The organism is Streptomyces sp. WY228 (genome assembly GCF_019287315.1).
In the GTDB taxonomy this organism is placed as follows: domain Bacteria; phylum Actinomycetota; class Actinomycetes; order Streptomycetales; family Streptomycetaceae; genus Streptomyces; species Streptomyces caviscabies.
The window spans coordinates 4,309,858-4,323,589 of record NZ_CP079114.1 but is presented as its reverse complement, the minus strand read 5'-3'; the positions used below and the strand labels follow the sequence as shown (position 1 = coordinate 4,323,589).

The window sequence follows — 13,732 nt, the reverse complement described above, 5'->3', positions numbered from 1 at the left end:
GTCGGGCCCGTCGCGCCGCCGGGACCCGGAGGGCGGCCCGACGGTACGGTTCTCGACGCTGACCTGACAAAGTGCGTGATGTTCGGCCGTTCGGCCCTTTGGAGAGCCATGTCTCTGCGTCGCCGTTCCGCTCGATTCCCTCGACTACTCCTCGCCGCCTCCCTCTTGGGCGTGCTCCTCGCACCGCCCGCGGCCGCCGCGTCGGCTCATCGCTCCTCCCCCTCGGGCGGGCCCGGCGCGGGCCTGCCGCTGCGGGTCGCCACGTACAACATCCACGCCGGGGCGGGCGTGGACGGCGTCTTCGACCTCGACCGTCAGACCGCCGAACTCCGTTCCCTGGACGCCGATGTGATCGGGCTTCAGGAAGTCGACCGGCACTGGGGCGCCCGCAGCGAGTGGCGGGATCTCGCGGGTGAGCTGGCGCGCCGGCTGCGCATGCACGTCTCCTTCGCGCCGATCTACAGCCTGGACCCGGCCGAACCGGGCGCGCCCCGCGCGGAGTACGGGGTCGCCGTGCTGTCGCGGCACCGGATCGTGAGCGCCGAGAACCACGAGATCACCCGCCTCTCGACCCAGGACCCGAACCCGGTCCCGGCCCCCGCGCCGGGGTTCGGCGAGGTCGTCGTACGGGTGCGGGGGCTGCCCGTGCACGTGTACGTGACCCACCTCGACTACCGCCCCGACCCCGCCGTCCGTGTCGCCCAGGTCGCCGACACCCGGCGGATCATGGCCGAGGACCGGGGCCCGCGGATCCTGCTCGGCGACTTCAACGCGGAGCCCGCCGCCCCCGAACTCGCCCCGCTGTGGCGGGAGCTGACCGACGCGGACCCGGGCGCGCCCACGTTCCCGGCGCAGGACCCGGTCAAGCGGATCGACTTCGTGGCCGTGTCGAAGGGCGGCGTCGGCGTGCGGAGGGCGTGGGTGCCGGAGAGCGTCGCCTCGGACCACCGGGCGGTGGTGGCGGACCTGTTGGTACGCGGGAGGGCGCGGGGCCGATGAGTCCGGAGCCGTTCGGGAGTCTCCACCTGCGGGAGCTGCGGGAGCCCGGGTGGCTCCGGCGGCCTCAGCAGCCTCCGCTGCCTCCGCTGCCTCGGCAGTTTCGGCCTGAGAGCTTCCTTTTACGACCGGAGCGCGTCTTCCTGCCCGAGGGCGGGCCCAGAGCTCCGAGAGAACACGCGGTACCGGACGAAGGACGACCACGACCATGACCACCTCCACCACCCTGCACGAACTGCTGGACACCCACATCGCCGCCGGATCGATGCCGGGCGCGGTGGCGCTGGTCGCCCGGGGCGAGCGGGTCGAGGTCGTGTCGGCGGGTACGGCCGGACTCGCCGGGTCCGCGCCGATGCGGCGGGACTCGATCTTCCGCATCGCCTCGATCACCAAACCCGTCGTGGCGGCCGCCGCCATGACGCTCGTCGAGGACGGCCTGATCGCCCCCGCCGACCCGGTCGCGGCCTGGCTGCCCGAGCTGGCCTCGCCGCTGGTCGTCCGGATCCCCGAAAGCCCGGTCGACGACGTGGTGTCGGCGGTCCGCCCGATCACCCTGCTGGACCTGCTGACCTTCCGGGCCGGTTACGGCTTCCCGTCCGACTTCTCGCTCCCGGCCGTCGCCCCGCTGTTCGCGGAGCTGAGGCAAGGTCCGCCGGAGCCGCAGGCGGGCCTCGCGCCGGACGCCTGGATGGCCGAGCTGTCCCGGGTTCCGCTGCTGCACCAGCCGGGCGACGGCTGGCTCTACAACACGTGTTCCGACATCCTCGGCGTCCTCATCGCCCGGGTCGCCGACCGCCCGCTGCCCGCGTATCTGGCGGAGCGGATCTTCGAGCCCCTCGGCATGAAGGACACCGGGTTCTGGGTGGAGCCCGCCGCGCTGGACCGGTTCACCTTCTCCTACCGGCCCGGGGCGGACGGCGGAAGCGATCCCGTCCTGGACGACGCCCCGGACGGGCAGTGGAGCAGCCCGCCCGCCTTCCCGTCCGGAGCCGGGGGCCTGGTCTCGACCGTCGACGACTGGTACGCCTTCGGCCGGATGCTGCTCGCCGAGGGGCTCAACGACGCCGGTGACCGGGTGCTGGCCGGCGAGTCGGTGCGCCAGATGATCACCGACCACCTGACCCCGGAGCAGCGCGCCGCGAGCGGGCTGTTCACGGAGGGCCAGGGCTGGGGGTTCGGCGGCGCGGTGGACGTCGAGATCGCCGCCCCGTGGAACGTCCTCGGCCGCTACGGCTGGGTCGGCGGCACCGGCACCACGGCCCACATCGTCCCGGCCACGGGCACGGTCGCCGTCCTGCTGACCCAGATGGCGATGGCCGGGCCCACCACACCGCAGGTGATGCGGGACTTCTGGACGTACGCGGCCGGGTTCTGAGCCCGGCCGCGCACGTCCCCGGCCGTCAACTCACCGGCTGCGTCAGGTCGTAGAACGTGGCGCTGCCGACGGTGACCTCGGTGAAGTTCTCCGTCACCCAGGAGGAGATCTGGGAGGAGGTGCCGGAGGAGCCTCCCGGGCCGCCGCCCGTGCCGCCTCCGCCTTCGCCGCCCATGGCTCCGCCACCCATGCCGCCGCCCATTCCGCCGCCCGAGACGAAGTAGTGGATCTTTCCTTCCGCCACGTACTTCTTGAACTGGGCCAGCGTCGGTGACGGGTCGCTGCCGTTGAAGCCGCCGATCGCCATCACCGGGTCACCGGTGGCGAGTTGGTAGCTGGCCGCGTTCTGCGCGCCGACCGCCGCGGCGACCCAGGTGTAGTCGTCCGCGCCCTTCGTCAGGAGGGCCTTCGCCTCGGCGTCGACGGTCGCGCCGTTGAGCAGGCCGCCCATGCCGCCGCCGCCACCGCCGCCACCCCTCATGCCTTCGCCGAAGCCGTTGCCCGTACCGGCTCCGGTGCCGGTTCCGGTGCCGCCGGGCATGGTGGGCATGCCGCCCGTGCAGCCGCGCCTCCGCCCCCGCGACCACCTCCGCCGACGCTGCCGGTCTCCTCGCCGTTGATGCGGCCGAGCCCGTTGTAGCCGAAGGTGAGTTCAAGGAAGGAGTTGTTCTGGGAGCCGCCGACGTACGGCCGCGAGGACGCGGGCATCAGCTCCACGATCGCGACCCACCAGCCACCGGCGACGACCATCGTCAGTGCGGACAGAGCGAGTTGGCCGAGCCGCTTCCGTACGGGAACGGGGGCGCACACCGCGTACAGCACGGCCAGCGGGGGCAGGATCAGGAACGCCTGGAGGGTCTTCGTCAGGAACGCGAACCCGACCGCCGCGCCCGCCCAGAGCAGCCACTTCGTCCGGCCCTGCTCCAGGGCCCGCAGCACGCACCACACGGTGACGGTCATCAGCAGGGCGAGCAGCGCGTCCGGGTTGTTGAAGCGGAACATCAGCGCGGCGACGGGCGTCAGCGCGAACACGCCGACCGCGATCAGCCCGGCGACGGGCCCGAATCGACGGCGTACGGCGGAGTTCAGCACAGCCGCCGTGGCCAGCGCCATCAGGACCTGAGGGGCCAGGATCGCCCAGGAGGTGAGCCCGAACAGCCGCACCGACAAGGCCATCGGCCAGAGCGCGGCGGGCGGCTTGTCGACGGTGATGGCGTTCGCCGCGTCCAACGAGCCGAAGAAGAGGGCCTTCCAGCTCTGGCTGCCCGCCTGGACGGCCGCGGAGTAGAAGGAGTTGGCGTAACCGGAGGCGCTGAGGTTGTAGAAGTACGCGAGCCCGACGGCCAGCAGCAGCCCGTACAGCGCCGGCCGCGCCCACCGAGGGCTCGGTCCGGAACGGCGATCGGGTTCCGGAGGCGGGGCGGTGGCGGTGATCGTGGTCGTGGCCGTGGTCATCGGAGATCCTCGGGTTCGGGGCAGGCGCGGGCCGGGAAGACCCAGGCGCGCAGAAGCAGGAAGCGCAGCACGGTGGCCGCGAGGTTGGCGGTGATCAGTACGGCCAGCTCCGTGGAGTGCGAGGGCGATCCGGAGGCCGCGCCGAGCGCCGCGAGCGAGCCGCTGGTCAGCGCGAGGCCGATCGCGAAGACGACCAGGCCCTGGGCCTGATGGCGGACGGCCCCGCCCCGGCCGCGTACGCCGAAGGTGAGCCTCCGGTTGGCGGCCGTGTTGGCGACGGCGGAGACGAGCAGCGCGCCGCCGTTGGCGATCTGCGGGCCGACGCCGAGCCGGAAGAGGGAGTAGAGCGCGAGATAGAAGAGGGTGGAGAGGACTCCGACCACACAGAACCCGACGAGCTGGCGGGCCAGTCCGCGCGGCACCCCGGTCAGCGCCCGGTCGCGCGGATCGTCCCCGAAGGGCCGGGCCAGCCGGTCCAGCGGCAGCGCGCCGACGGCCAGCGCCCGCCCCACCCGCCACACGCCTTTCAGGTCGTCGGTGGCCGTCCGCACGATGTGGACGGTCGAGTCGGGGTCGTCGACCCAGTCGACGGGCACCTCGTGGATGCGCAGCCCCGCCCGCTCGGCGAGGACCAGCAGCTCGGTGTCGAAGAACCAGCCGCTGTCCTCCACCATCGGCAGCAGCCGCTCGGCGACCTCACGCCGGATCGCCTTGAACCCGCACTGGGCGTCGCTGAAACCGGCGGCGAGGGACGAGCGCAGGATCAGGTTGTAGGCGCGCGAGATGAACTCCCGCTTCGGTCCCCGCACCACCCGCGAACTCCGGGCGAGCCGTGACCCGATGGCCAGGTCGGAGTGGCCGGAGATCAGCGGGGCGACCAGCGGGAGAAGGGCGTTGAGGTCGGTGGAGAGGTCGACGTCCATATAGGCGAGGACCGGGGCGTCGGAGGCCGCCCACACGGTCCGCAGGGCCCGCCCGCGCCCCTTCTCCTCCAGCCGTACGCTCCGCACCCCGGGCAGCTCCGCGGCGAGCGCGGCGGCGACGGCGGGGGTGGAGTCGGTGCTGGCGTTGTCCGCGACGGTGATGCGGAAGGGGTACGGGAAGGTCCGCGCGAGATGGCCGTGGAGGCGCAGCACGCAGGTGCGGAGGTCCTTCTCCTCGTTGTACACGGGGACGACGACGTCGAGCACGGGGGCGTCGGGCCCCGCGGCGGCCTCCTTGCGGGCCGGGAGGTGCTCCCGGACCGGCAGGAGGCCGTGCCCCGCGCCGTGCTCCGCGCGGTGCTCCGCGCCGTCCCCGCTACTGCGGCCGGTCGCGCCGGGGCCGCTCCGGAGGCTGCTGTCGGTGGTCATGCTCCGACATTCGCCAACCGCGCTGTCACACCGGTGTGGTGAGCCTGTCCCTGGCCTGTGAGTCCGTACGGATCGCTGGTTCCTCCGCCGGCAGTTCGATCACGAACACCGTGCGCCCCGGCGCGGACTCGACCCGTACCCGGCCGCCGTGGGCGGAGACGACGGCCTGCACGATGGCGAGGCCGAGCCCGGTGGAACCGGTCGCTCCGCCGCCGTCGGTGCCCCGCGTCCGTGAGGCGTCGCCCCGGGCGAACCGTTCGAAGACGTGCGGCAGCAGCTCCGCCGGAATGCCGGGCCCGTCGTCCCGTACCGCCAGCGTGACCGGCTCCCCATCCCGTACGGGCGGCCGCACGGAGACCGTGACGGTGGTCCCCGGCGGGGTGTGCGTGCGGGCGTTGGCCAGCAGGTTGACCAGCACCTGCCGGATCCGGTCGGGATCGGCGCGTACGGTCACGGGCTCGTCGGGCAGTTCGAGCCGCCAGCGGTGCCGGGCGTCCGGACCGGCGCCCGGCGGGTCCGCCACGAGGGCGTCGGGCCCCGGGCCCGCTCCGGGCCCGGCCGCCGTCCGCGCACCACCGCCCGGACCGGCATCCGGCCGGTCCGCCACCTGGGCGTCGCTGACCGCGTCCACGACCAGCGGAAGCAGATCGGTGGTGCCGTACGAGAGCGGCCGCCCGGCGTCCAGCCGGGCCAGCAGCAGCAGATCCTCCACCAGGCCCGTCATCCGGTCCGCCTCGGACTCGATCCGCCCGAGCGCGTGCCGGGTGACCGGATCCGGCTCCGGCGCTTCCCGCCCGCCGGTGGCACGCCGGGTCAGCTCGGCGTACCCCCGGATCGAGGCCAGCGGCGTGCGCAGCTCATGGCTGGCGTCGGCGACGAACTGCCGGACCCGCGTCTCGCTCTCCTGCCGGGCCGCGAGCGCCGAACCGACGTGCCCCAGCATCCGGTTGAGCGCCGCGCCCACCTGTCCGACCTCGGTACGCGGGTCGGCCTCGGCTTCGGGTACGCGTTCGAGGGGGGCCACCTCGCCGCTGTGCAGGGGGAGTTCGGAGACCCGGGTGGCCGTGGCGGCGACCCGGCGCAACGGACGCAGGGCGACCCCGACGAGGACGGTGCCCGCGATCGAGGCGGCGAGCAGCCCGGCGGCGGTGACGCAGACCTCGACGACGATCAGGGTGGTCAGCGCACCGCTCACCTCGGCGCTGGGGATGCCGACGAGGACGGTGTGACCGTCGGTGGTGGTCGCGGCCTCCACCCGGTAGCCGCCGAGCCCCGGCAGATCGACGCTCGTGGTGCCCTCACCGGTCTCCGGCGCGGCCTCCTCCAGCGCCCGCCGCTGCTCCTCGGTCAGCGGCTTCGCGCTCTCCTGGGCGCGCAGCCCGCTGTCCTCGACGACCTTCGACGCGCCGACGGACCCGTCGTCGCCGACGAGCGCCCCGAACGTGCCGAGCGGCTGCCCGCCGCCGCCGACGAAGCCGAGCGGGCCGGTCTCGCGCAACGCCTCGGGCACCGGCGTGGGCCCGGGCGGCCGTTCGGCCCGCTCGGCGACGGAGTGCAGCTGGTCGTCGAGCTTGCCGTACATGTAGCTGTGGAAGGCGATGGCGGTGACGGACCCGATGACCGCGGCGACGACGGCGATCAGCGAGACGGCCGACACGACGAGCCGGGTCCGCAGCGTCCAGGGGCGGCGCGACACCTTCATGGCGGGACGCCTACTCACCGGGCTTGATCAGATACCCCGCGCCGCGCCGGGTGTGGATCATCGGCGTGCGCCCGGCGTCGATCTTCTTGCGGAGGTACGAGATGTAGAGCTCGACGACGTTGGCCTGGCCGCCGAAGTCGTAGTTCCAGACCCGGTCGAGGATCTGCGCCTTGCTGAGGACCCGGCGCGGATTGCGCATCAGGAAGCGCAGCAGCTCGAACTCGGTGGCCGTGACGTGGATCGAGTCCCCTCCCCGGCTCACCTCGTGGCTGTCCTCGTCCAGGACCAGGTCCCCGACGACGAGCGTGGACTCGCTCCGCCCGGCGGCGACGGCCGAGCCCGAGCGGCGGATGAGCCCGCGCAGCCGGGCCACGACCTCTTCCAGGCTGAACGGCTTGGTGACGTAGTCGTCGCCGCCCGCGGTGAGCCCGGCGATCCGGTCCTCGACGGCGTCGCGGGCGGTCAGGAAGAGGACCGGCACATCGGCGTACTCGCGGCGCAGCCGGCCCAGGACGGACAGCCCGTCCATGTCCGGAAGCATCACGTCCAGGACCACCGCGTCGGGCCGGAAGTCCCGCGCGGCCCGGACCGCCCCGGCTCCGTCGCCCGCGCTGCGCACCTCCCACCCCTCGTACCGCAGGGCCATCGAGAGCAGCTCGGTGAGCGGAGCCTCGTCGTCCACGACCAGGACCCGCACGGGGGTACGGTCCGGCCTGAGCAGTTCGGTACGCCCCTGGGGCGAGGTCGTCATCGTCATGGGAACCACTCTGTGAGTCACCCGTGAGAGAAGCCTGACCCGTTTCTGTGAATTCCCTGAGAAAGCGGTTCACGCGTGCTCGTCATGCGTGGGCCTCGCCACGCGCGGGGCCTCGCCACGCCCGGGGAGCCTCGTCACGTACGGGTCTCGTCACGTACGGGTCTCGTCACGTACGGGCGGGGAACAACGCGGCGGCGTTCCCATGACAGACCGCCCGCAACCACTCCTCGCCCAGCCCGAGCCGCTCCAGCACCTCCAGCTGGTGGACGTACGGATACGGAATGTTCGGGAAGTCCGTCCCCAGCAGGATCCGGTCCCCGAGATCGGCGAGCCGCCCCCGCTCCGCCGCCGGAAACGGGCTGAACCCCTCGCTGAAGTCGGTGAACGCCATCGTCGTGTCGAGCCGCACCTCCGGATACGCCTCCGCCAGCGCCAGGAACTCCGCGTACTCCGGCATCCCCATGTGCGCCACGATCAGCCGCAGCCGGGGGTGCCGCGCCAGCAGCCGGCCGATCGGCTCGGGCCCGGTGAACCGCCCAGGCGCAGGCCCCGACCCGCAGTGCATCACCACCGGAACCCCGGCCTCCGCGAGCAGCCCCCACGCGGGCTCCAGCAACGGGTCGTTGGCGTCGTACGCGCCCACCTGGAGGTGCGACTTGAACACCCGGGCCCCGCCCTCGACGGCCTCCTTCACATACGTCTCCACGCCCTCCTCCGGGAAGAGGGTCGCGGTGTGCAGGCAGTCGGGCGTCCGGGCGGCGAACCCGGCGGCCCAGTCGTTCAGCCAGCGGGCCATGCCGGGCTTGTGCGGATAGAGCATGGCGGTGAAGCGCAGCACCCCGAAGGACCGCAGCACGGCCAGCCGCGCGTCCTCCTCGTACCGGTAGGTGATCGGCCATTCGAGCCCGGTGAGCGGACCGGCGGAGTCGAAGTAGGCCCAGACCTTGCGCAGGACCTGCTCGGGCATGAAGTGGGTGTGCACGTCGATGATCCCGGGCAGGCCGAGCCGCTCCCAGAACCGCACCACGTCATCGCTTCCCGTATCCATGCGCAGGTCCTTTCGCCGGTCGTTCAGAACAACCCACCCTGCACACCGCCGCCGCCGATGTCGATGAGGGGGACACGTACATCGTTCTCGGCCACCGCCGTCAGCTGCCACCCGGTGATCAGCCGCGTGTCCAGCACGACCACGCCCGCTCCCGCTCCCGGACCGTCCACGGCGAGGTGCAGATCGGGCCCGGCCGCCGCGACGAGCCGCCCCGCGACGACACCGCCGTCCACCAGCTCCCGCACCGACCGGACGGGCGGGTCCGCACGGTCGAGCCCGAAGATGCCCACCTGGTCGACGACTTCAAGGGGCAGCCGCTCCAACGAGTCGGGCCAGCCGCGTCCTTCGAGCCCCGCCGCCCGCCCGTACAGCTCCGTCACCTCGGTGGCCCGCTCGTCCGCGTCGGGGAGGCGACCGCGCTCGGCCCGCTTCCTGGCGTACGGGATCCGGTCGGGCACCCCGAGGGCCGCCCGCAGCACCTCCTCGGTCCGCCGGGCCGCCATGAGGGGCCCGCGCCCCAGCCAGCTGAAGACCACAGCCCCCTGCTCCCGCAGCCGGGCCGCGCCGCGCTCCTCGCCGGTGATGCCGACCTTGACCAGGCCGGGCCCGAACCAGGCGAGATACACGCGGTACGTCCGGGGGTCGTCCGCCATCGTGTCGGCGGCCACCGAATGCGCCCGGTCCAGCCGCGCACACTCGGCGCACCGCCCTCCGGTGGAGCGCCCGGGCACCACGGCCCCGAGCGGGCACACGTTGCCCCGGGCCCCCACGCAGTGCCGCTCCCCGAGCGCCCGGAACCCGAGCCCGGCCCCGTACGCGAGCACACTCACCCGCCGGTCACGGCCCCTGCTCCACCCCAGCTCGGGCGCCTCCCCGGGCCACCGCACGCCGGCACACCGCCACCCACCACCGGACACCCGGACTCCGTTCCCCGTCATCGATCGCCGTCATCGGTCGCCGTCATCGGTCGCCGTCATCGGTCGCCGTCATCGGTCGCCGTCACCGATCGCCGCTCAGGTATCGCGTGACCATGGCGACCAGCTCCGCCTCCAGCCTCTCCACCTGACCGGGCCGCGACGTGGCCATGAACTTGTGGGTGTTCAACTCCACCGTCCCCACGATCAGTTCCGCCGCCATGTCGAGGTCCCGCACGCGGACATCCGGATGCCGGACGAGCACATCACGCACCTGAGCCACCCGCTCCCTGCCGTGCCGCTCCATCGCTTCGAGCAGCTCACCGGAGACCGGCGCCTCCTCGATCATGATGCGCAGCAGTTGCGGGTCGTCCCGATGGTGGTCGATCGCATCGCGGACCAGGGCGCGCACGGTCTGCTCCAGTGTGCCGGGGGACAGGTCCAGCGCCTGGGCTCCGGCCCAGGAGCCACGGTCGATGTGCCGGACCAGCAGCTCCGCAAGAATCGAATCCTTGTTCGGGAAGTACTGATACAGCGAGCCGATGGACATCCGGGCGTGCTCGGCGATGCGGTTGGTGGTGCCGGCGGCGTAGCCGTACTCGGCGAAAACGTGAGCAGCGGCGGTGAGGATGCGCTCCCGCGTGAGCTCGGCGCGCACCTGCCGAGGCTTGCGACGTGGGGCGAGACGGCGTTCGGAGGCGGACATCCGTGGATCCTTCCCGGTCGGCGAAAGCGAGTAGCCAAGAGGTGAGCTTTTACTCAGAATAGTGCCATGAGCTGCGGAAACAAGAGAAGTCCAGCAGTAGGTGAACGGCCGTGATGCCCCGGGTGAGCCTTCCTCGGGAGCGGAAGATGATCACGCTGGAGGTCCGGCGGCGCGAGCTGCTCACACCCGGTTCCGCCTGCGTCACCCTCGGCGGGCCCGGCGTGCGGGACCTCGTGGCGGGCGGTGGCGACCAGGCCGTCCGGCTCTTCTTCCCCCGGGAAGGACAGAGCGGGCTGAGGATGCCGACCGCCTCGAACGAGGCATGGATGGTCCAGGTCATGCTGATGCCCAAGGCGGTCCGCCCGTGGGTGCGGAACCTGACCGTCCGGCGGCTGCGGCCCGCGGAGCAGGAGATCGACATCGAGTTCGCCCTGCACGGCGACTCGGCCATGTCCTCGTGGGTGCGCCGGGTCCGGCCGGGCGACCAGGCCGGGATCTTCGACCTCGGAACCATGTACCGGCTGCCCGAACACGCCCGCGGCCGACTGCTGGTGGCCGACGAGAGCGCGCTGCCTGCCGTCCTGTCGATCCTGGAGGACGACCAGGACCCGCCGCCCACCGAGGTCTTCGTGGAGGTGGCGACCGCGGCCGACATCCGGTCCGTCGCCCCGCGGGCCGGGGTGCGCATCCACTGGCTCAGCCGCGACGACGAGAGCCTGCGGCCCGGAACGCTCGCGCTGGAGGCGGTCCGGGCCGCCGAACTGCCCGCAGGCCCCCTCTACGCGTGGGTGGCCGGCGAGTCCCGCCTGGCCACCGGCGTCCGGCGGCACCTGGTCGACGACCGCGCCGTACCCAAGCAGAACATCGCGTTCTACGGCTACTGGCGACTGGGCCGATCCGCCCCCGGCTGATCCACCCCGGTTGGTCCGCCACCGGCTGGTCCACCCCCGGTTGGTCCACCCCCGGTTGGTCCGCCCCCCAGCTGATCCGTCCCCGGCTAATCCACCCCTGGTTGGTCAGCCCCGGTTGATCCGTCCCCGGCTGATCCACCCCCGGTTGGTCAGCCTCCAGTTGGTCAGCCCTCGGCTGAAAGGCCCCTCATGCAGCAGCACTCCCTCCGGCCGGACTCGTGGCACCGGCTCTCCTCCGCGGCCGAGGTCGAGGCGGTCATCGGCCGCCCGGCCGCCATGATCACGCGCAAGCAGATCGGCTTCCTCGACGCGGGCTGCCGCGAGGTCCTGGCCCACAGCCCGGTCGCGGCGTTCGGCCACCGGGGCGCGGACGGCAACGCCCGGACCACCTTCGTCGGCGGCGCCCCCGGGTTCGCCCGCGTCCACTCCTCGAAGCGGTTCTCCTTCGCCGTCCCCGGTCCGGCGGTCGCGCACGGTCCGGTCTCGCTGTTCTTCCTGCTGCCCGGGGTGGGCGAAGTGCTGCGCGTCAACGGCACCGCGTCCGCCCTCAGAAACGGGGAGACGGCCGTGGACGTCACCGAGGCGTACGTGCACTGCGCACAGGCCGTCATCCGCTCCGGCCTGTGGGAGCCGCCGCCCGCCCGGCCCCGGGCAGCCGAACCGGTCCCGGGCGACGGCCCGTTGACCGGCCCCGGCGTGCGCGACTTCCTCGCCGCCTCGCCCTTTCTGGCCCTCTCCACCTGGGGCACGGACAGCGGCGGCGACACCAGCCCGCGCGGGGAGCGGGAGACGGTGGCGGGCGTCCTGGACGGCCGCACCCTGGTCCTGGCCGACCGCAGGGGCAACAAGCGCGCCGACAGCCTGCACAACCTGCTGCAGGACGACCGGCTCTCGCTCGCCGCGCTCGTCCCCGGCCGCAGCGGCGTGCTGCACATCCGCGGGCGGGGTGCGATCACCGACGACGCCGCGCTGCTGGAGACGATGGCGCTGCGCGGAGTGCCCCCGCATCTCGCGCTGCTCATCGACGTGGAGTACGCGGAGGTGTGCGGCAACGAGGCGGTGGCCGGTGCCCGCCTCTGGACACCGGACGGACGGCCCGGTCACGGACCGACGGGTCGCGGACAGACCGGCCGGGCTCAGGCACCCGACATGATGGCCGTGGGAAGCGCCCACCTGGCCGCCGGCTCCGCAGACTCCACCGACCCCACCGGCTTCGGGCGCGCGTCGGCCTGGCTGATCAAGCTGGCCACCACCGTCACCGCCGTCCCCGGCGTGAGCCGGCTGATACGGAAGGCCATCGACCGCGCCTACGTCTCCGGACTGCGCAAGGAAGGCTACGCAGACGCCCGGGCCCCCGTCGCCGCGCGCCACGGCAAAACGCGCCACGGCAAGACGCGCAGCGACAACGCGGGGGAAGGTTCGCTGCCGCCGCTGCGTCCGGTGCACATCCGCGAGATACGCGAGGAGACGCCCACCACCCGAACACTGGTCCTGGAGGACGCGACCGGCGGGGCAAGGCCGTTCGACTTCCGCCCCGGGCAGTTCTTCACCCTGGTCATGGACGTGGAGGGCCACCAGGTCCGGCGCGCCTACTCGGCCTCCTCGGCCCCCGGCACGACCCGGCTGGAGGTCACGGTCAAGAAGGTGGAAGGTGGCCGCTTCTCCACGCACGTCCACCACGTCCTGCGCCCAGGGGACCGCCTCGCGGTCCGCGGCCCCTCCGGCGCCTTCCACGCCCAGGAGCAGGAGCCCGGACAGACGGTGCTGATCGCCGCCGGCAGTGGCATCACGCCCCTCATGAGCATGCTGCGCACCCGGCTGTCCGACCCCGCGACGACCGGCCGGATCGACCTGCTCTACAGCAGCCGCAGCTCTGAAGAGATCATCTTCGGCGACGAGTTGGGCCGTATGGCGAAGGACCATGCCGACCGGCTGACCGTCACACACGTCCTCACCTGCCGTGACGGACGACTGAACACCGACAGCATCCACCGGTGGGTGAGCGGCCTGCCCCTCTCCGACAGCGCCCACCACTACGTCTGCGGCCCCGAAGCACTCATGGACAGCGTCCGGGAAGTCCAGCGGCGGCTCGGGGTGCCGGACGAGTTCACGCACCAGGAACGCTTCACCGGCGGCACCGACGCGCCCACCGGCGCCGCTGCGCCCCAGGAGATGCGCGTCGAGAACGGCGAGAACGGCGGCGGCCTCGTCGGCACCGCCGTGGTCGAACCCGGCCAGACCCTGCTCGACGCCGGTCTCGCCGCAGGGCTGCCCCTGCCGTACTCCTGCACGGTCGGCACCTGCGGCACCTGCGTGCTGCGGCTGCGCGACGGCGAGGTCGCACAACCCGAACCCACCTGCCTCACCCCCGAGCAGAAGGCCGAGGGCCAGGTGCTGGCCTGCGTCAGCCGCCCGCTGTCCGGGGTGACCCTCGACCTCGCCGCCCCGACGGCCTCCGACGGGCGACGGGAGTGCTGACGGGAGTGCTGAGAGGTACGTCTGTCTAAGATGCGAAC

10 protein-coding genes and 1 pseudogene are annotated in these 13,732 nt (G+C 72.9%); 4 read left to right on the top strand and 7 right to left on the bottom strand.

Going from position 1 to position 13,732, the window contains the following annotated elements:
* Positions 1–108 precede the first annotated feature (108 nt).
* Both KV381_RS18885 and KV381_RS18880 read left to right on the top strand, forming a co-directional pair.
* On the top strand, positions 109–999 hold the full coding sequence (locus KV381_RS18885; protein WP_218785756.1) for an endonuclease/exonuclease/phosphatase family protein: 891 nt from the start codon (positions 109–111) through the stop codon (positions 997–999).
* A 205-nt stretch (positions 1,000–1,204) separates the two neighbouring features.
* Positions 1,205–2,371 (top strand): serine hydrolase, encoded by a 1,167-nt coding sequence (locus tag KV381_RS18880; protein ID WP_218785754.1) that lies wholly within the window; start codon positions 1,205–1,207, stop codon positions 2,369–2,371.
* Between the two features lie 25 nt (positions 2,372–2,396).
* On the opposite strand, the pseudogene KV381_RS18875 reads toward KV381_RS18880, so the two are convergent.
* From KV381_RS18875 to KV381_RS18845, 7 genes and pseudogenes are all read right to left on the bottom strand, one after another.
* Positions 2,397–3,826 (bottom strand): annotated as a pseudogene (locus KV381_RS18875) (ArnT family glycosyltransferase).
* Positions 3,823–5,178 carry a bifunctional glycosyltransferase family 2/GtrA family protein gene (locus tag KV381_RS18870; RefSeq protein WP_218785752.1) on the bottom strand — a complete coding sequence of 452 codons (1,356 nt, stop codon included), beginning with the start codon at positions 5,176–5,178 and terminating at the stop codon, positions 3,823–3,825. Before KV381_RS18870 ends, KV381_RS18875 begins: the two are co-directional and overlap by 4 nt.
* 25 nt (positions 5,179–5,203) lie before the next feature.
* On the bottom strand, positions 5,204–6,880 hold the full coding sequence (locus KV381_RS18865) for a cell wall metabolism sensor histidine kinase WalK (RefSeq protein ID WP_218787250.1): 1,677 nt from the start codon (positions 6,878–6,880) through the stop codon (positions 5,204–5,206).
* Between the two features lie 10 nt (positions 6,881–6,890).
* A complete protein-coding gene (locus KV381_RS18860) occupies positions 6,891–7,637 on the bottom strand; it encodes a response regulator transcription factor (protein WP_030077428.1) in 747 nt (248 codons plus the stop codon).
* Between the two features lie 166 nt (positions 7,638–7,803).
* Positions 7,804–8,685, bottom strand: a complete 882-nt coding sequence (locus KV381_RS18855; protein WP_030077427.1) for an amidohydrolase family protein — start codon at positions 8,683–8,685, stop codon at positions 7,804–7,806.
* Positions 8,686–8,708: 23 nt separating this feature from the next.
* Positions 8,709–9,623 (bottom strand): DUF2797 domain-containing protein, encoded by a 915-nt coding sequence (locus KV381_RS18850; protein ID WP_218785750.1) that lies wholly within the window; start codon positions 9,621–9,623, stop codon positions 8,709–8,711.
* A 61-nt stretch (positions 9,624–9,684) separates the two neighbouring features.
* Complete coding sequence (locus KV381_RS18845) at positions 9,685–10,305, bottom strand: TetR/AcrR family transcriptional regulator (protein WP_218785749.1); 621 nt, start codon at positions 10,303–10,305, stop codon at positions 9,685–9,687.
* A 146-nt stretch (positions 10,306–10,451) separates the two neighbouring features.
* On the opposite strand from KV381_RS18845, the gene KV381_RS18840 reads away from it, so the two are divergent.
* Together KV381_RS18840 and KV381_RS18835 are read left to right on the top strand one after the other, a co-directional pair.
* Entirely contained in the window at positions 10,452–11,216 is a 765-nt protein-coding gene (locus KV381_RS18840) for a siderophore-interacting protein (RefSeq protein ID WP_218785748.1), read from the top strand.
* Positions 11,217–11,405: 189 nt separating this feature from the next.
* Positions 11,406–13,694 carry a 2Fe-2S iron-sulfur cluster-binding protein gene (locus KV381_RS18835; protein WP_218785747.1) on the top strand — a complete coding sequence of 763 codons (2,289 nt, stop codon included), beginning with the start codon at positions 11,406–11,408 and terminating at the stop codon, positions 13,692–13,694.
* Positions 13,695–13,732: the final 38 nt, after the last annotated feature.